This window comes from Cupriavidus sp. 05N39 (assembly GCF_056397325.1).
Genome location: NZ_JBFTNE010000095.1, coordinates 1 through 17314 on the forward strand (window position 1 = coordinate 1; position 17314 = coordinate 17314).

General features: G+C 64.6%; 15 protein-coding genes and 1 riboswitch. Of the genes, 6 read left to right on the forward strand and 9 right to left on the reverse strand.

From position 1 onward, the window contains the following. Nucleotides 1-265 precede the first annotated feature (265 nt). Entirely contained in the window at nucleotides 266-766 is a 501-nt protein-coding gene (locus AC1DN0_RS32125; RefSeq protein WP_477104523.1) for a hypothetical protein, read from the forward strand. 35 nt (nucleotides 767-801) lie between these two features. On the opposite strand, the gene AC1DN0_RS32130 is transcribed toward AC1DN0_RS32125, so the two are convergent. Beyond that, nucleotides 802-1137, reverse strand: a complete 336-nt coding sequence (locus AC1DN0_RS32130; RefSeq protein ID WP_045240417.1) for a nucleotide pyrophosphohydrolase — start codon at nucleotides 1135-1137, stop codon at nucleotides 802-804. Between the two features lie 173 nt (nucleotides 1138-1310). On the opposite strand from AC1DN0_RS32130, the gene AC1DN0_RS32135 reads away from it, so the two are divergent. After that, nucleotides 1311-2375, forward strand: coding sequence for a helix-turn-helix transcriptional regulator (locus AC1DN0_RS32135; protein WP_477104524.1), 1065 nt, complete (start codon nucleotides 1311-1313; stop codon nucleotides 2373-2375). 30 nt (nucleotides 2376-2405) lie between these two features. On the opposite strand, the gene AC1DN0_RS32140 is transcribed toward AC1DN0_RS32135, so the two are convergent. Next, the gene (locus AC1DN0_RS32140) at nucleotides 2406-3170 is read right to left on the reverse strand and encodes a hypothetical protein (RefSeq protein ID WP_441635011.1); all 765 of its coding nucleotides are present in this window, start codon (nucleotides 3168-3170) and stop codon (nucleotides 2406-2408) included. A 198-nt stretch (nucleotides 3171-3368) separates the two neighbouring features. Here AC1DN0_RS32140 and AC1DN0_RS32145 point away from each other — a divergent pair, with 198 nt between their 5' ends. Then, nucleotides 3369-3734: a hypothetical protein gene (locus AC1DN0_RS32145; protein ID WP_441635013.1), complete on the forward strand. Its 366-nt coding sequence runs from the start codon at nucleotides 3369-3371 to the stop codon at nucleotides 3732-3734. Between the two features lie 64 nt (nucleotides 3735-3798). Here the strand turns inward: AC1DN0_RS32145 and AC1DN0_RS32150 are convergent, their stop codons facing one another. Together AC1DN0_RS32150 and AC1DN0_RS32155 are read right to left on the reverse strand one after the other, a co-directional pair. Beyond that, nucleotides 3799-5430 (reverse strand): ATP-binding domain-containing protein, encoded by a 1632-nt coding sequence (locus AC1DN0_RS32150; RefSeq protein ID WP_441635014.1) that lies wholly within the window; start codon nucleotides 5428-5430, stop codon nucleotides 3799-3801. 47 nt (nucleotides 5431-5477) lie between these two features. Continuing rightward, nucleotides 5478-6284, reverse strand: coding sequence for an SIR2 family NAD-dependent protein deacylase (locus AC1DN0_RS32155; RefSeq protein ID WP_441635016.1), 807 nt, complete (start codon nucleotides 6282-6284; stop codon nucleotides 5478-5480). A gap of 195 nt (nucleotides 6285-6479) precedes the next feature. On the opposite strand from AC1DN0_RS32155, the gene AC1DN0_RS32160 reads away from it, so the two are divergent. The 3 genes from AC1DN0_RS32160 (at nucleotide 6480) to AC1DN0_RS32170 (ending at nucleotide 11135) form a co-directional block, all read left to right on the forward strand. Continuing rightward, the gene (locus tag AC1DN0_RS32160) at nucleotides 6480-8573 is read left to right on the forward strand and encodes an AAA family ATPase (RefSeq protein WP_441635018.1); all 2094 of its coding nucleotides are present in this window, start codon (nucleotides 6480-6482) and stop codon (nucleotides 8571-8573) included. An 88-nt stretch (nucleotides 8574-8661) separates the two neighbouring features. Further along, nucleotides 8662-10164, forward strand: coding sequence for a DUF2779 domain-containing protein (locus AC1DN0_RS32165; protein WP_477146291.1), 1503 nt, complete (start codon nucleotides 8662-8664; stop codon nucleotides 10162-10164). Nucleotides 10165-10169: 5 nt separating this feature from the next. Then, nucleotides 10170-11135 (forward strand): helix-turn-helix transcriptional regulator, encoded by a 966-nt coding sequence (locus tag AC1DN0_RS32170; RefSeq protein WP_441635022.1) that lies wholly within the window; start codon nucleotides 10170-10172, stop codon nucleotides 11133-11135. A gap of 73 nt (nucleotides 11136-11208) precedes the next feature. On the opposite strand, the gene AC1DN0_RS32175 is transcribed toward AC1DN0_RS32170, so the two are convergent. The 5 genes from AC1DN0_RS32175 to AC1DN0_RS32195 form a co-directional block, all read right to left on the reverse strand. Then, nucleotides 11209-12495, reverse strand: a complete 1287-nt coding sequence (locus AC1DN0_RS32175; RefSeq protein WP_441635024.1) for a DUF445 domain-containing protein — start codon at nucleotides 12493-12495, stop codon at nucleotides 11209-11211. Then, nucleotides 12488-13606: an ADP-ribosylglycohydrolase family protein gene (locus AC1DN0_RS32180; RefSeq protein ID WP_441635026.1), complete on the reverse strand. Its 1119-nt coding sequence runs from the start codon at nucleotides 13604-13606 to the stop codon at nucleotides 12488-12490. Before AC1DN0_RS32180 ends, AC1DN0_RS32175 begins: the two co-directional genes overlap by 8 nt. A 23-nt stretch (nucleotides 13607-13629) precedes the next feature. Beyond that, on the reverse strand, nucleotides 13630-14061 hold the full coding sequence (locus AC1DN0_RS32185) for a DUF3293 domain-containing protein (protein WP_441635028.1): 432 nt from the start codon (nucleotides 14059-14061) through the stop codon (nucleotides 13630-13632). A 28-nt stretch (nucleotides 14062-14089) separates the two neighbouring features. Continuing rightward, nucleotides 14090-14202: riboswitch (SAM-I-IV-variant riboswitch) on the reverse strand. 184 nt (nucleotides 14203-14386) lie between these two features. After that, nucleotides 14387-16735: a TOTE conflict system archaeo-eukaryotic primase domain-containing protein gene (locus AC1DN0_RS32190; RefSeq protein ID WP_441635030.1), complete on the reverse strand. Its 2349-nt coding sequence runs from the start codon at nucleotides 16733-16735 to the stop codon at nucleotides 14387-14389. Beyond that, nucleotides 16728-17273 carry a hypothetical protein gene (locus tag AC1DN0_RS32195; RefSeq protein ID WP_441635032.1) on the reverse strand — a complete coding sequence of 182 codons (546 nt, stop codon included), beginning with the start codon at nucleotides 17271-17273 and terminating at the stop codon, nucleotides 16728-16730. The genes AC1DN0_RS32190 and AC1DN0_RS32195 overlap by 8 nt, the downstream gene beginning before the upstream one ends. Nucleotides 17274-17314 lie beyond the last annotated feature (41 nt).

Consider the following 17314-nt stretch of genomic DNA (forward strand, 5'->3'; position numbering starts at 1 on the left):
CCTTAAGGCGATACTCAAACATGGGTCCCTCTTTTCCGCTCTTTTCGCCGGATCCCGAGGCGCCTTAAGGCGATACTCAAACATGGGTCCCTCTTTTCCGCTCTTTTCGCCGGATCCCGAGGCGCCCCATACGGCCTGGTACACCTTGACGGCTCGCTTCGCATCGCGCTGGGGTGTGGCCCTCAGAGCTACAACACACAGGCATCATGCCGCGGGCATTTATGCCTCCGCCACGCTTTTCCAACCACCAAAGAATCAGAACAATATGAAGAAGTCTTTTCTCCGCTTCACCCTGGTCGCGCTGTCCTTTTCCGGCGCGGCAGCCTGCCATGCGGCAACCATGCCGCCGCTGCCCGCCCTGCTCGATTGCAAGGGCCAGGCCAGTGGTGTCGCTGCCTATGTCGATGCGCTGGAAGAAGACGGGCTGCCCGGCTGGAGCAAGAATGAGGCGCTGAGCGGCTTTAGCTCGGCCGTATGGCGTGCGCCCAAGCCTGTCGCCATCGCCGGCCTCGCGGCACGAGACGTGCGCTTTGGCGATTACCAGTTTGGCAACTACGCTGCCTATGGCATCACCGATGCCACCGACCTCAATGCCGTGGCCAGCCAGCTCGGGCTGCGGGGCGTGGCCGGCCGTGGTCTGGCCCGGGAGAGTACGCGCGGCGCGTGGATCGTCGCCCGGGAGTACAAGGGCCGGGTCGAAGTCGGTTGCGAGTATCCCAATCCGCGCCTGGGCGGGCAAAGGGTGCCGCGGCGCGCTGAGGCATGACAAGGGCTGCGCCCTTGCTTTGGCGCCGCCTCACTTCAATCCGCGCTGCCGGCCTTCGCCGGATACTTCAGCGCATTCATCTCCATCTTGGCTTTCACCGCCGCATCCAGATCCACGTTGAGCGCGTTCAGCAACTGCGCCAGGTAGATGGTGATGTCCGCAAGCTCCTGCTCCACATGCGCGCGCTCATCGGTGGACATGATCTCCCGCGCTTCGCCTTCGGTCTTCCACTGGAAGATCTCGACCAGTTCGGCCACTTCCACGCTGAGCGCCATGGCGAGGTTCTTGGGACTGTGGTACTTGCCCCAGCCGCGCGCCTCGCCGAATGCGGCCGCGGCTTGCTGGAGGTTCTTGATGTCGATCAGGGTCATGATGGTTCACTGCGCGGGAAATATGTACTGCGTGTATTGAACCACGAATGCGCAGCGATGCGTGACCGGCAACGGCACGGTGATGCGGCGCTGGCGCCCTACCATGCCATCTACGCATTCCATGCGTGAATCCGCTACGATACGGCTCCCAATCGCACGACAAAAAAACAAAAATGGTCACCTCGGTTAAATGGCCTCGCCTGGAAAGCGACATCCTCTCCTGCATGCCCCCGGCGGCGGAAGAATGCATCGCCTCCGGGGAGATAATCGCCAGGATCAAGCGGCTCCACCCTAACGACCCGCCGGAACGCGACACGATCAACCGGGCGCTGGAGCGCCTGGAGAGCGACGGGCTGGTCGGGAAGACCGGGAATTCGCGCGCGCGGGTATGGTGGCGCACCGGCAGGAAGGCGATCTCGGATATGGCCCGCCGCCCGCCGCTGGAACTCGCCATTGCGCTCCTGACGCTGCAAAAGCACGCGCCCAACCATCTCCCGAGTCATGTGATCAGTGACCTGGAGGATTATTTCACCGGCGCGGACCGGGTCCTGCGCGAAAGCCCCGTGGACCCGACCCTGATGGATGCCCGTGCCTGGGCAACCAAGACCGTGCGAATCGATGCTGGCTATCCACTGATGTCGCCGCCGATCAGCGACGAGATCCTCAACGCCGTGAGGCGCGCGCTCTACGCCAACAAGGTCCTGTCCGTCTGCTATCAGAACTCTAGGCTGGACAGCGACGAGCCCGCCACGTTCCTGGTGGTGCCCCTTGCGCTGGTCGAGCGCGGCCCGGTGCTGTATCTCGTCGCAAGCAGGGAGCGCAGCGACCGCACCTTCAGGCGCTATCAGCTTCGCCTGGATCGCTTTGTCTCCGCGGCATGTACCGACGAGGCGGGCAGGCCAGACCCGGACTTCAATCTGAACGCCTATGTCCTGGACAACCAGTACTTCTCCTTCTTTCCCGAAGCGCCGATCCGCCTCGAACTCAGGATCCGGGAAGATGGAGGAATCAGGAACCTGTTCCGCGAACAATGGCTTGCCGACGACCAGGAGATCATCGAGGAAGAGGGCGGCTTCCGGCTGAGCGCCACCGTCATCCCTTCGATCGAACTGCGGAACCTGCTGATGGAGCGCTCACCAAGGGTGGAAGTCCTGTCGCCCCCCGGGCTGCGCAAGGAGATCGGAGAGAAGCTCAGGCAGGCTTGCGCCGCCTACTCGCAAGAGCCCGGCGCCGACTAAGCGCCGCCGGGCCACCGCCAGGGCCCGGACTCATAGCGCCGGCCCTGCGCTCACAGGCCAGGGATAGGCGATCGTGATATCGGCCGTCAGGTCCACCGGGCCCGAATTGCGCCGATACGCGCGGATGCGCCGCAGCAGATGCGGATTGAAGGAATCCACATGGTCCATGACATGCGTTTGCGCGGCGACCATGAGGCGGGCGGGCACGGCATACGAGCGGTTGACGGCTGTCCACAGCACCGAGACGAGGCGCTTGGACAGCGCCTCGCTGGTCTGCTCCTGCTCCCTTGCCAGGACGCACAACGCATTCATCGCAGCCAGTTCGTGGAACCCGGAGCGGCGTCCCGCACCCGCCGCGAACAGAGGCTCGATCGCGGTTCGCGCAACGATGGTGAGGGCCGCGGCCAGGCTGCGCTCCCCCGCCAGAATCCAGCAGCCGATGCGTTCGGCCGGCAGGTGCTGCACCGACCCCAGCACAATGGCAATCTCGCTGGTTCCGCGCTGGCGCGCCTTGCGCATGGCTTCCACCGGGCCCATGGCGTTCCAGCGCGCGCCTGCCCAGACTCCGCTCAGCCGCGTCGCGTCGACCAGGTGCACCACCAGGTCGGGCCGGGGCTTTTCCCTGTCGTCCAGCGTCCATTCCAGCCTGCCCTCCAGTGAGGGCAGGTCCGGCAACAGCCCGGCAGCCTCGTCCACGGAGAAACCCCAGCGGCACAGCAGCACGCGGCGGGGGTAGTGCTTCAGGTTGGCGATTTGCGTCCGCTCGCTGGACGCGGCATTGGTAGTGACTTGCATGACTTGCCCTCCGATCTGAGGAGTGCAGTTTCAGCCCGCATCTGCGCATCCGATGCGCGGATACGCGACCAACATGATGCCTGTTCCCACCCGCCGACATGAAGGAGAGCAGCATGCGCCAGGACACGCTGAAGGACGCGAATTTCCGTGTCGCGGAAAGCGTCACGTACCTCGTCATGTACCGCTGAGGATTGCGCGATGTGGATACCGTCTCGCGCGGGGTTCGCCCGCGCGTTCGCGATGGCGCCGCCCCGTGGCTACTACTTCAGCCAGAAGATGCACCCGAACCCCGCGTTCTACAAGTACACGTGGCAGATATGGACGCCAGACACCGAACTGGAAGGAAAGGCGTTCCTTGCGCATGCGCCGAAGCTCGGCACCGCGCAGCACATGCGGCTGCGTGCGGAGCTGATCGCCGCGGGACGCCATTTCTTCGTCTATAACACGGCGCAACCGCGGCTCGGCGCTGCGCCGTTTGATCGCTCCCACCCGAGGTGGGGCGGGGTGCAGTTCGCGCCGGCGCTTGACAAGGATACGGATCCCGCATGGAACGGCCACAGATGACGGTGCATCCGCCCTGCGCGAGCCAATGGCGCCCGGGCCGCGAGGACAACCGCGGCGGCGTTGGCTAGATCTTTTCCAGCAACGCCCCCGCGGCACGCTCCGACAGCACCAGGATGAGCTTCATCGTGGCGCGGGTGGCGCCGACAAACAGCCGCCTGATCTCCTTCTCCCCCATCGCCTCGAAGTCGATCTCGGCGAACACGATCGCGGGCGCGGACTGGCCCTTGAAGCGAAACACGGATTCGGCGAGCACATCGCCCTGCGAATAGACGGGTTGCCCGCAAGCATCGTAGTTGCCGGTAAACGAGCGCAGGGTGTGGGGACCAAGCTGGTCATAGCCGAGCAGGCGGGAATTCTCGCGGCCGCGATAGCTGAGCAACGCGACGTCGTTCTTGCGAAAGCCCGCCGAATAACACATGCGGATGCCGTCCTTGACCGCCTGCAAGAGCCCGGCGTGGTCCCCATAGACCAGGAACTCCACTTCGGCCGTGGAGATCGGCGCGGTCGCCTCAATCTCCACGCCGGGCGGCAGCAGGGGCTGGAGCAGCTTCACAACCGGGCGCGGGCTGCGGAAGTTGCTCCTTGCGCGAAGCCGGACCCAACCCGGCAGCTCCGCGGGCGGATGGCCGTAGAGGTTCTGCATGGGATCTTCCAGCCAGAGCACGCGCGCATCCGGGCTGGCGTGCCGCAGGACAAGGTCGCGCCATTCGGGCGCAAAATCCTGTCCTTCGTCCACGATCACCGTGTCAAAGAGGAATGCCGGCGTAACGGGCAGAGGCGCCACGTCCGCGACCAGTTTCGAGAACGCCTCGGATGCGCTGAAATCGGGCGTGCCGCCGCTATGCCTGAGCAACTGGTCGCACAGCATATGAAACGTGCAGACCAGCCCGCCAGCTGGCGCAATGCGCGCGAAATGATCGGCCAGGGGGCGGTTGAAGCAAACATAGAGCGGGCGCCGTCCACGCGCGATGGCGTCCCGATACTCGGCAAGCGCCAGCTGCGTCTTGCCCGAGCCAGCCGTTCCTGTCACGCGCAGGCGGAAGGGCTCGATATCGAGCTGGCGTGCCCAGTGGGACAGCCCGCCGGAAACCCGCGTGACCAGCGCACGCGCCTGGCCGATGAGCGCGTTGACGTCGGTCTCCAGCTGGATGGTGTCGCACAGGAAGCCATGGACCCGCCCGGCCAGGGGACCGTCTTCGCCCGCCGGCAGGATTGCCTGGATCAGCCCGCACAGCTCCCCGCGCCGCCGGGCGTCCACGATGCGCTCCGGCGACAGGCCGGCGGTCAGCGGATTCCGCACGGTATAGTCCGGACAGTAGAGCAGATGCTCGATGAACACACCCTGGCCGTTCAGGCTGCGCACCAGCTTGCCGCGCAGGCCGTCCGCGGTGCGGCCCATCTGGACCGATACCACCTTGATCTTCCCCGCGTAGTTCTTGGCCAGGCCCTCGGCGGTCTCTTCGAGATAGCCGCTCTTCTGCTCGATGATCAGCAGTTGCCCGGCACGGTTCACGACGACAAAGTCGATCTCCCCGTAGATCGCGTGCGTGCGCTCCACGTTGGTCCAGTGCACGGCATGGTAGACCGTATAGTCGTCAGGCAGACCGGCGCTCAGGGTTGCGAGCGTTTCCAGTTCACGCTGGACCGGACCACTTGCCTGCATCGTTTCCCAGCCGTCAGGAATCACGCGTGCCACCAGACTTCTCCTCGCATTGAAATCACGCGAGGATACCTGAATGCGTACTACCGGAATACCAGCGAGGCAGGGGGCAGGGAAGCCGCGGCCGGCCCCCAGGCGGCCTCATAAAGCGCGGGCATGAGCAGCCCCGCCGGCCCCGTCAGGTCGTAGTCCGCTACCGCGCTGAGCGCCGTGCGTTCCGGGTTGACCTGCACCACCGGCCGGCGCCGCTCCGCCACCCTGAGGGGCAGGCTGGCAGCCGGATGGACCAGCGCGGACGTACCCACGCTGATCAGCATGTCGCACTCGTCGCTGGCGGCCGCCGCCGCCGCCCAGACGTCCTTCGGCAGGCTTTCCCCGAACCAGACCACGCCGGGCCGGATACGCGCGCCGCAATGGCCGCACAGGGGCGGTGCCAGCCGCCGGCCATCGTCCGGCTCCTCGGGGATGCCGGGCGGGAGCGCGTGCGGCCGCCGGCAGGCAAAGCAGATGGGATGATGCAGGCGGCCATGGAGATGCAGCACGTTATCGCTGCCCGCTCGCTCGTGCAGGTCATCGACATTCTGCGTAACCAGGGTAAGGCGAGGCACTTTCGCGGCCATCCTGGCGATCGCCAGGTGCGCCGGATTGGGCTGCGCCTTCGACACCAGCATCCGCCTCCATTCGTACCAGCCCCACACGAGTTCGGGGTCGCGGCGGAACGCATCGGCATTGGCAAGCTGTGCCGGCTCGAAGCGCTCCCAAAGTCCGCTCATCGGACCGCGAAATGTCGGAACGCCGCTCTCCGCGGAAACGCCTGCCCCGGTCAGGATGACGAGATGCCTGGCGCCGCGCAGGGCGGCCACCAGCTCCGGTGAAATCGTTTGCTCCATGTTCAGTTCCCGAGAATTGTGGCGGGCTGTCTTGCGCCGTGGCAGAACGGACAGCTCTGTCGAATGGCATTGTGAACGGAAACCAGGATAACCGGCTGGTGCGACAGATCGTGTCGCATCGGGGCCGGCTCGCGCATGCGACACATGCTGACGCAGGTGTGCCGAGAATGACCTCGTTCCAGACAGGAGATCACTGTGATTCCGCGCCGCCGCCCAACCCGTTACTCCCGCATTCCGCACGATCTCTCGCCGGCCATCCGGCTCTGGCTGCTGCGCCTGCTTGTTCCCCTGGGTGGCCACCAGGACTTTATCCAGTCCGGCGGCTTCAGCAACGACAGGCTGGCGGAAATGCTGGGGCTGGGGGAATGGATCGATCCGGAGGCCGGGGATTTCGACGCGAAGAAAGTCCGGACCCAATTGCGCAAAGTGCATCAGGACGCGGAGGATGCGTGCCGGGAGACGCCCGCCTCGGCTTACCTCAACACCAATATCGCGCGCCTGGCCGAGCTCGTCGGCCTCTCCGAGACGGATTGCCGGATCCTCGAATTTGTCGTGATGCTCAAGAATGAACGCCTGCTCGACGACACCGCGGACTGCCTCGGCCAGCTCTCGTCGGGCAAGGTGTTCCATGTGGTGGCGGTGCTGCTCGACCTGCCCGAAGCGGCCGTGCGCGAAGCGCTGGCCACGCAGGGCGTGCTCGCGCAGTCCGGCCTGGTCTCGGTCGACCGGAGCTGCCGGTCCACGCTGAACGGCAAGCTGGAGCTGCTATCCGATAGCTTCGCCGACCATATCGTCTCGTCCGATGCCGATCCAGTCGGCCTGCTGCGCGATACCGTGGCGCTGGCCGCGCCCGCGCAACTGGCGCTGGCGGACTACGAGCACGTCAACGCCTCGCTGGCCGTGCTCAGGCCCTACCTGCGGCATGCCTTGTCGTCCGGGCGCAAGGGCGTGAACATCTTCCTGCATGGCGCGCCCGGCACCGGCAAGAGCCAGCTCGCCAAGGTACTGGCCAGGGACCTGGGCCGCGAACTCTTCGAAGTCGCCAGCGAGGACGACGACGGCGACCCGATCGATGGCGAGCGCAGGCTGCGTGCCTTCCGGGCGGCGCAGAGCTTCTTCGGGCAGCGCCAGGCGCTGATCCTGTTCGACGAAGTGGAAGACGTCTTCAACGACGGCGACAGCTTCTTCGGACGCAAGAGCACGGCACAGGCCCGCAAGGCATGGATCAACCGGATTCTGGAGGCGAACCCGGTGCCCACCCTGTGGCTGTCCAACTCCGCCAGCCTCGATGCGGCCTTCCTGCGGCGTTTCGACATGGTCATCGAGTTGCCGGTGCCGGGCAGAAAACAGCGCGCCAGGATTATCGAGAGCGCCTGCCTGGGCCTGCTGGACGCCCGCGCCGTGGAGCGGATGGCCGAGTCCGAGGTCCTGGCGCCCGCCATCGTGACCCGCGCCGCCTCGGTCGTGCAGGCGATCCGCGAAGAGCTGGGCGCGCCCGGCGCGGCGTCCGCGATGGCGCTGCTGATCGACAACACGCTGCAAGCACAGGGGCACGAGCCAATCGGCAAGGCAAACCCCGGCCGGCTGCCCGAGACCTACGATCCCGCGTGCCTCCATGCGGACGCCGACCTGGGCGAACTCGCAGCGGGAGTGGTCCGGACCGGAACGGCGCGGCTCTGCCTCTATGGGCCGCCGGGCACCGGCAAGACCGCCTATGGCCGCTGGCTGGCGGAACAGATGGGCGTGCCCCTGCATGTGAAGCGCGCCTCGGACCTGATGTCCAAATGGGTGGGCGACAACGAAAGGAATATCGCCCGCGCCTTCCGGCAGGCCGGGCAGGACGGCGCGGTACTCCTGATCGACGAGGTGGACAGCTTCCTGCAAGACCGCCGCAGCGCGCAGCGCGGCTGGGAGGTGAGCCTCGTGAACGAAATGCTGACCCAGATGGAATCCTTCGACGGCGTGTTCATCGCCTCGACCAACCTGGTCGAAGGGCTGGACCAGGCGGCGCTGCGCCGCTTCGACCTGAAAGTGCGCTTTGACTACCTGAAGCCCGCCCAGGCATCGGCGCTGCTCTCCCGTCACTGCCAGGCGCTTGCGCTCGCGGCGCCTTCCGTGGCGCTGCAAGCGCGGCTCGGCCGGCTGCGCGAGCTCACGCCCGGAGACTTTGCGGCAGTTTCGCGCCAGCACCGCTTCCGGCCCATTGGCTCGCCCGCGGATTTCGTCGCCGCGCTCGAGGTGGAGTGCGCGATGAAGGAAGGGGCAAAGGGCCCCTTCGGCTTCCTTTGAAGACAATCCGCGTGAAATAATCCCGTGGCCTCGCATACGAAAGCAACGAAACAATCGAACAAGAACGGCAACGAGAACGAGAAGAAAAATGCGCTCACTGTCCAAGTCCAAACTGATGGCTTTCCGGCAATGTCCCAAACGGCTCTGGCTGGAGATTCACCGCCCGGAACGCCGCGAGGATTCGTCCGCCACCGAGGCCAGTTTCGCGATCGGCCACCAGGTGGGAGACATTGCCCGCCGCCTCTATGACCCGGACGGCCAGGGCGTGCTGATCGACGCGCAGAGCGAAGGCTTCGCCGCCGCCTTCGCCCGCAGCCAGGCCTCGCTGGACGCCGCGCAACCGATCTTCGAAGCCGGCTTCTCCGCGGCCGGCGCACTGGCGTTTGCCGATGTGATGCTGCCCGGCGTGACCGCAAGAAAGCGGACTTGGCGGATGATCGAAGTCAAATCATCGACCAGCGTGAAGGACTACCACCAGGACGACACCGCCGTGCAGGCCTTTGTCGCCAGGAGCGCCGGCGTGGCGCTAAGCGCCATCGCGCTGGCGCATATCGACAGCCAGTGGGTCTATCCGGGTGCAGGCGACTACCAGGGGCTACTCACGGAAGTCGACCTGACGGAACAAGCCTTCGGGCGCGCCRAAGAGGTCAAGGGCTGGATTGACGAAGCGCAGCGCATCGCCAGCCAGCCTGGCGAGCCCGCGATGAAGAGCGGCCGGCACTGCAACCAGCCTTACGAGTGCGGCTTCCTGGGTTACTGCGAGAGCCAGGAGCCCTCGGCGGAATTCCCGGTGCACTGGCTGCCCCGCATCCAGGCCAAGGCACTCAAGGCGCTGATCGAGCAAGACGGCGTGACCGACCTGCGGGACGTACCGGACCGCCTCCTGAACGAGCGGCAGCGCCTCGTCAAGACCCATACGCTGTCCGGACAGGCATTCTTCGACGCCGCGGGCGCCGCGGCCGACCTGGCGCCCCACAAGCTGCCCGCCTACTTCCTCGACTTCGAGACGATCCAGTTCGCCGTACCGATCTGGAAAGGGACGCGGCCCTACCAGCAACTGCCGTTCCAGTTCAGCGTGCATCGCCTGTCGCGCACGGGCAAGCTGGAGCATCGGTCCTTCCTGGACCTCTCGGGCAACGACCCCTCCCTCGCGTTCGCGCAGGCGCTGGTTGCGGGTTGCGGGGAGAGCGGGCCGGTATTCGTCTATAACGCCGCCTTTGAAACCACGCGCATCCGCGAACTGGCCGAGCGCTTTCCCCGCCTGGCAGCGCCGCTGCAGGCCATCAGCGCGCGCGTGGTCGACCTGTTGCCCATTGCCCAGCAACGCTACTACCACCCGAGCCAGCAAGGCAGCTGGAGCATCAAGAAAGTACTGCCCGCCGTTGCCCCCGACCTGCGATACGACGCACTGGACGGCGTCCAGGACGGCGGCATGGCCATGAGCGCCTACCAGGAAGCCATCCATCCGGGCACGACCCGCGCCCGCAAGGATCAGATCGAACGGCAACTGTTGGACTACTGCGGGCTGGACACCTTCGCCATGGTACGGCTCTGGCAGTTCTTTGCCGGCCGCGGCGACCTGAAGCTGTAACGCCAATGCCCAAGCGACCCGATACATTGGAAACGGTGCAGCTGGCGCTGGAACTGCTGCGCCGCATTCCACGCAACCGCAAGGTTTCCGCCGCCGACCTGCACGTCCAGCTGACCAACGCAGGACTCTCCCGGGACCTCCGGACAATCCAGCGCCAGCTCGAGATGCTCAGCGAGCACTTCGGCATCGAGCGCGACGACAGCAGCAAGCCCTATGGCTACCGCTGGAAAGAGCAGGCCAGCGGCCTGTCGCTGCCGGTGCTCAATGAGCAGGAGTCGCTCATGCTCGCGCTGGCCGAGCAGCACCTGCGCAACCTGCTTCCCGCCAGCCTGATGAAATCGATGGAAGCCTTCTTCCAGCAGGCGCGCACTAATCTCGGACCGCACGCCAACGGCAAGCGCGGGCGCGAGTGGCTCTCCAAGGTGAGAGTGGTCAGCACCACCCAACCGCTGCTGCCGCCCAAGATCAAGCCCGGCGTATTCGAGGCAGTCAGCAACGCGCTCTACGCGAACTGCTGGCTGGACGTGGACTACAAGAATGCGACCGGCAAGCGCAAGGACGCCAGGGTGATGCCGTTGGGGCTCGCCCAGCAAGGCGCGCGCTTGTACCTGGTCTGCCGCTATGAAGGATATGCCAACGAGCGGAGTCTGGCGTTGCACCGCATCGTGGCCGCGCAGGCATCGACGCTGACGTTCGAGCGGCCGGCAGCGTTCGATCTGCAGAAATTCGACGCGGACGGACGGTTCGGCTTCGGCGACGGCAAACTGATCCGCCTCACCTTCCGCATCGACAAGGAGGCCGGGCTGCACCTGCTGGAATCGCGCTTGTCGCTGGACCAGGAAGTCAGAGAGGCTGGAGACCGGTTCGAGATCAGTGCGACTGTCGTCGAGACCGCGCAACTTGAATGGTGGTTGCGGGGCTTTGGCGACCAGGTAAGCGATGTACGGCGCGCGCCGGTCGCGAGCGAATAAGTGGGCTGCGGCGGGTCGGGCGCTGTCATGGGATGCAGCGCCCGATATGCGGAAAACCAGCGCCGCCCGGCGCCTAATGCGCAAACACGCGCACGATCTCACCCAGGTGCGACACCAGATAGAGCCCGCATCCGATCAGCCCGCCCACGATCGTTCCGTTGATCCGGATCAGCTGCAGGTCCTTGCCGATATTCAGTTCGATGACCTGCGCCATCTCGCGCGCGTCCCAGTTCCTGACGGTATCGCTGATATGCCGGGTGAGGAACTGGGCGAAGTCGGGCGCCATATTCCGCGCCGCCTCCTGCATATGCCCGTTCAACGAACTGCGCAACGCAGGGTCCTGCGCCAGCGTTTTCCCCATCCACTGGCCGGAAGCGGCCACCTTGCCGCGCAGCAGGGAATCGCTGCTGTCCAGGTCTCGCCTGAGCCAGTTGCGCAACTCGCCCCACAGCTCACTGGTGTAAGCATTGAGCATTTCATCGTTCTTCACGAACTGCTTGATCTCCTCACCCTTTTGCAGGAAGGCCGGGTCGCTCTTGAGACGCCCGATCAGGCTCGCCACGGCTTCGTCGAAATTCCGCCTGAGTGCGTGGCCGGGATCCTTCCCGATCTGGTCGAGCAGACTCCGGATCGCGTTGGAGATCATTTCCGAGCCGTTGTTTCCAATCCACTCCGAAGGCAGCACCTTCTCCTTCACCGGATGCTCGCTCTTGAGCCATTCGATGATCCTGGTAGAGATGAAGCTGTGCGTCCCGGGCTCCTGCAGCAGCTTGAGCAACTGGAGGATGCCTTCGTCGAGCAGTTCCTGGTGCCTGCCGTTCCTGGTCAGGCTATCCAGGATCGCGCCCGAGGATTTCGACAGGTCCACCTTGTCGATGGCGGCGTGGATCGCATCCCTGATGAACCCCTGGATGCGCGCATCCTCCATCACCTCCAGGATGCCGCTCAGCATCTTGACGGCATAGGCGCCAAGCCGGTCCGTATTGGCGGGGCTGGTCAGCCATTCCGCCACCTGCTGCGCCGGATCGTGCTTCCGGATCAGCGCTACGATCGAGTCGGGGTCCAGGAATTTCTCCCTGACAAACACCGCCAGGTTGTCCGCGATCTCGTCCTTGTGGCTCGGGATGATGGCGGTATGCCGCGACACAAAGGGAATAGGAACCTTCCTGAAGAGGGCCACCACGGCAAACCAGTCGGCCAGCGCCCCCACCATCGCCGCCTCGGCGATGGCCTTGATCCAGTTCACTCCCAGGCCTGGCGGCAGGAACGCCGTCACCCCGAACACTGCCGTCGCAACCAGCAGCAACGCCAGGGCCCGGCCCTTGTTCCGCTTCAGTTCCTTTTCTTTATGCTTATCCATGTCGGCGTTGCCAGTTCATGTCGGGTTGCGGCTGGCCAGAATCCATCCTGACATCCCACGTCGGAAAGTCACTCAGGTCATCCGCCAGCTCCGCGATCACCTCCCGAAGCTCCAACGGCGCCAGCCATTGGCGCGGAATCGCTTCCTCGCCCCACAGCGCACCCAGCAAGTTACCCGTGATGGCCCCGGTCGAATCGGAGTCGCCGTCATGATTCACGGCGAGTATGACGCCGTGACGGAAATCGCGGGCAACGAGCGCACAGTAAATGGAAATCGCCAGCGCCTCCTCCGCGACCCAGCCTTCGCCGAGACGGGCGATGGCATCCGCATGCGCCACGCCGGACCCGGCAAGCTGCTCCGCGTGCATGATCGCCAGCAGCGTTTCCTCGTGGTCCGGCTGCGCGCACAGGCACGCCTTGGCCGTCCGCAAGGCATCGGGCAATGTCGCGCCGTCAGCCAGTTCGTGGACCAGCGCAGCCAGCACGCCGCCCGCCAGCGATCCGCTCGGATGTCCGTGGGTGAGGGCGGCAAGCGCGGTCCCAAGATCGAAGGCATGCGGGGGCGATCGCTGATCCGGATGCCGCCACGCGAACAACCCCGCCGGCGCCACGCGCATGACGCCGCCGCAGCCCTTGCTGTCGTTATGCGCCGGCTCACCCAGCTTCATCATCGCTTCCAGCGCGGACAAGCAAGTGTTGCCCGGTGCGCGGCGGCTGTGCAGCGCAGCCTGCTGGCAAAGCCACCCCTGCTCGGCCAGGATGAGATCGGCATGCCATGCGGGCCGGATCCCCTGCGTATGCAGCCAGCGCAGATAGGCGCGCGCCACCGCGTCCGGATAGCTGCTGACGCCCCGCACCCAGGCACGCAACAAACCTTCCGCGGTGAACAACGTCATCTGTGTGTCATCGGTGATGGTGCCGATGCCGCCGTAAGCCGGCGCGTAATCCGTGATGCCGCCGGCGCCAAAGCGCTCCAGGATCTCCGCGTGCGTCATGAACTCCACAGGCGCGCCCAGCGCATCGCCGACAGCGCCGCCGAGCAGGCAGCCACGGAAGCGGCTGCGCGAAGTCGGGTTCGAAACGGGATTGGAAACCGGTTGGATTACAGGCAAGTCTTGCTTCATGTCACCCCCGCTTATCGCAAGAGAATCAACTGAGGCACGGCATCGGCGCCGGACCAGATGATCGCGTTCTGTTCAAACTCGGTGCCGAGCGCCTTCGCGTCTTCCAGCGGAATACCAAGCACCAGGAAGCTGGCCTCGCCCGGCCATTCGTTAGAAGGATGCTGGCCGATGCCATCGACAAACGTGAGTCCGCGCCGCGTCAGCTCGCACGCCAGCGCCGCCTGCCGGCGTGCATTGGTTGCATCGTCGCAAGCCTGCTGGCTGAACGGGTTCCATGCGGTGATAAATGCACTGCATGTCACGCCGGATGCATCGTGCAACGCCGCCAGCGGCGCATTGGGCTCGCCGACCCTTAACGTGGCGGGCGCATCGCCGTGGACGTGATAGTGCGTCTCTAGGTAAGCCTGGATGAGTTCGCGATCAATGACTGAGGCAGAAAACAAAAAACCCTCCGTGCAAGGAGGGTCGACGCAGTGCCCGCTTGGTTGTTCCTCAACGACTAAGGAACCACATCCGCTCTCGCGATCCACCTTGCCCGGGTAGGCAGGTTGGCATGGGCGTCGACCCAAATCAGAATGTGAGCGGATTGGAACATGGGGGCTTGGGGGGTGTCAAGGGTGGCACCTTACGCAATCAGTTCCTGGAGGTCTCCGAACCTGATGGGCCAACTCGCCTAGTGGCGGCAGGTAGTCGATCAATGCATCCGCCGGCACGTACAACAGAGCACTTACACGGCGAGCGTATCGAAATAGGACATCCCGGCCAACCTCAGCCCGCCGCCATGCGGTATCCCATCGCCCGATAGCCCCGCTGCCGCTTCTCCCACATCCGTAACAGCGCCGGATGCCCGCTATCAACGAAGTCGATAATGCGCACATCGGTCTTGGTGGCGTGCTCGCGGTGCAACCGGCCAGCGTATTGCTGCAACGTCCCCTTCCATGAAACCGGCATCGCCAGTACCAGCGTATCAAGCGGTGGATGGTCGAATCCTTCGCCCACCAGCTTGCCTGTCGCCAGCAGAATGCGGGGAGCCTCCGGGGGCAATGCATCCAGTTCGCCGATCACGACGGCGCGCTGCTTCTTCGACATCCGCCCGTGCAACACGAACAGCGTCGGCGCCTTCGTCTCCAACAGCGTGCGTATGGCGTCGAGATGCTCCGTGCGCTCCGTCAGCACCAATACCTTGCGGTCCTGTGCGAACGCGTCTGCGGCTTCGGCCACAATCGCTGCCGTTCTGGCCGCATCCTGGGCGAGGTGCCTGAACACGTCCTGAATGCCGGCCGCCAGCGGCAGGTCGATGCGCGCATTCAGCGGGCGCGGCACCACCGCCAGATCGTGCGGTGCGCCGGCAGGCCTCGCTGCTGTGTACCGGATCGGCCCGCATTGCATGAAGATGATCGGCTGCTGGCCATCGCGGCGGACCGGCGTTGCGGTCAGGCCAAGCACGTACTTCGCCTTGACCTTCCGCAGGATAGCGTCGATAGACGCCGCACCGACGTGGTGGCACTCGTCAACAATAACGTGGCCGTAGGTTTCGACCAGCGGATTGACCTCATGCTGCCGGGACAGCGATTGCATCACGGCGATATCGATCTTGCCGGTTGGCCTCGCTTTGCCTCCACCAATGGTGCCCAACACATCCTTGCCGACGCCAAGAAAGACTTGCAGGCGCTCCTGCCACTGCTTGAGCAATTCGGTGCGATGCACAAGCACCAGGGTATTGACGCCCCGCCGCACGATCATGGCTGCGGCCGTCACCGTTTTGCCAAAGGCGGTCGGCGCGCACAGTACGCCGGCCTCGTGGTGCAGCATGGCAGCCACGGCTGCCTCCTGGTCCAGCCGCAGCACGCCGGCGAACTTCACCTCAAGAGGGGCACCGCTATGTCGCTCGTCACAAATATCAGAACGAATGCCATGATCTCGAAGCAGATCCTGCGCGGCATCGAAGCAACCGCGCGGCAGCGCGATATGCTGAGGATAGTTCTCCGCACAACCGATCACGCGTGGCTTGTCCCACACTGACATCCGCATGGCCTGTGCCTTGTAGAACTCCGGGTTCTGGAATGCGGCAAGGCGAATCAGGCGGTTTGCCAACGGCTGCGGCAGGCGCGACTTCTCGAAGTAGACGAAATTCGCCAACGTCACGGCAAGGGACTCCGGCATCGGCAGGGACAGCTTGCTTGTCGTGGATAATGCGGACTTCCACGGTGCCCCCAAATCCTCTTCGTCAATGAACGTCACGTCCAGCGGATGCGCTCCACCAGTGGCAAGCAGGATAGCGGGCTCAATGTCGTGCGGCGCCATCGTCCGGACAGACGACAGGAATGCCCACTGATCCGGATAGGGCTGCAAGTCCTCGTCGACAAACACGCTGCAGCCACTCTCCCGGGGTTTCTTCTGAAGTGGCAGGGCGATCAGGTTTCCAAATCCGCCCTTCGGCATCGTGTCCTGGTTCGGGAACAATCTGTCATACGATTCGAGCTTCAGTTGCCGCGTGCGCGCGCATGTATGACTGATGATCGCCGTGCCAAGACGGCGGGCATCGCGCGCCGAGACCTTATGGGTGAAGAAAACCCAGGCATGCGCCCCTTGACCGGACCGGGAGATCTCAAGAGCGGCGGGTACGCCCAGTTCGCTGCAGGATTGAATGAAGGCACGGGCATCGTCCCGCCATTCGGCCTTGTCGAAATCCACCGCGAGAAAGTAGCAGGTGTCGTCCTCCAGCAGGGGATAGACGCCTACGGTGTGCTCACCGGCCAGGTGGTCGTAGATAACCGATTCCGACAGTGGGATCAGCAGACGGTTGCCGCAGTCCGAGCATTTGATGCGCGGCTTGTCGCAAACGCCGGTGCGCCACTCGTTGGCGCATGCCGGAGCGTAGCCAGAGCGGCCAGTGGTTTTGCTTTCCCAACGAACCGGATAGGCATCGGTTCGTCCGCGGAACAGGCGGCGAAACAATTCGACCTTGTCGCCGGTGGATAGGCGCGAGGTTTCTGCTTCGGGGACTGGCGGCACTGGCACGACGGGCAAGCGCCATTCGATGCCGTGTTTTTGCAGCAGCGCAATCAGGCGAGCGTTTTCGGCCTGAAGCGCGGCTACGGGATCGCACTCATTCATCTACGCCGAACTCGGCAAGGAGTCCGCCCATCCCGTCGCCCACGCCGTAGCCAATGTCCCGGCATAGGTCGCTTACAGCTTCAAGGCGCTTTCGCAGCGGCTGCTGTTGTGCCTCAGGCAGGCTATCAATGACGGCCAAGGCCTGCCCAAACATCCGCACCAGCGCATCCAGGTAGCCAGCATCGTCCAAAGCGAGGTCGCTGCTGAACTCACCTGCCTGCTCACAATAAAACACCATCAGTTCGGCCAGCCCCTCCGGCTTACCTATAGCCTTCTTATAGTCCGAGATCGCTCTTTTCGCCTTGGCAACCGATGTGGGCTGGTTCTTAAACAAATCAGGGTAAATCCAACGGGCAATGACGGTCTTGTAGGGCTTGAGCACGTCGCCCCCGAGCCCGAAGCGGGCATGCAGGAAAGCCTGGTTGTCCTTGCTGGCGGCGTACATGTCTTGCACCAGGCTCAGCAGGCCGGCACGGTCGAGCTCGGCCAGTTTCGTCCTGACATCGATCCAGGTAGTCGTGGTCTTCTGGGTAGCCATTTCAATAGCGCAGGACCAGCCCGCACCTTACCGCATGCGGC

What these genes read in the sequence shown, in the direction of transcription:
- AC1DN0_RS32135 (WP_477104524.1), top strand. Translation starts at nt 1,311, where the DNA reads ATGGTCACCTCGGTTAAATGGCCTCGCCTGGAAAGCGACATCCTCTCC.
- AC1DN0_RS32190 (WP_441635030.1), bottom strand. Translation starts at nt 16,735, where the DNA reads ATGAATGAGTGCGATCCCGTAGCCGCGCTTCAGGCCGAAAACGCTCGC.
- AC1DN0_RS32125 (WP_477104523.1), top strand. Translation starts at nt 266, where the DNA reads ATGAAGAAGTCTTTTCTCCGCTTCACCCTGGTCGCGCTGTCCTTTTCC.
- AC1DN0_RS32170 (WP_441635022.1), top strand. Translation starts at nt 10,170, where the DNA reads ATGCCCAAGCGACCCGATACATTGGAAACGGTGCAGCTGGCGCTGGAA.
- AC1DN0_RS32130 (WP_045240417.1), bottom strand. Translation starts at nt 1,137, where the DNA reads ATGACCCTGATCGACATCAAGAACCTCCAGCAAGCCGCGGCCGCATTC.
- AC1DN0_RS32145 (WP_441635013.1), top strand. Translation starts at nt 3,369, where the DNA reads ATGTGGATACCGTCTCGCGCGGGGTTCGCCCGCGCGTTCGCGATGGCG.
- AC1DN0_RS32140 (WP_441635011.1), bottom strand. Translation starts at nt 3,170, where the DNA reads ATGCAAGTCACTACCAATGCCGCGTCCAGCGAGCGGACGCAAATCGCC.
- AC1DN0_RS32175 (WP_441635024.1), bottom strand. Translation starts at nt 12,495, where the DNA reads ATGGATAAGCATAAAGAAAAGGAACTGAAGCGGAACAAGGGCCGGGCC.
- AC1DN0_RS32195 (WP_441635032.1), bottom strand. Translation starts at nt 17,273, where the DNA reads ATGGCTACCCAGAAGACCACGACTACCTGGATCGATGTCAGGACGAAA.
- AC1DN0_RS32155 (WP_441635016.1), bottom strand. Translation starts at nt 6,284, where the DNA reads ATGGAGCAAACGATTTCACCGGAGCTGGTGGCCGCCCTGCGCGGCGCC.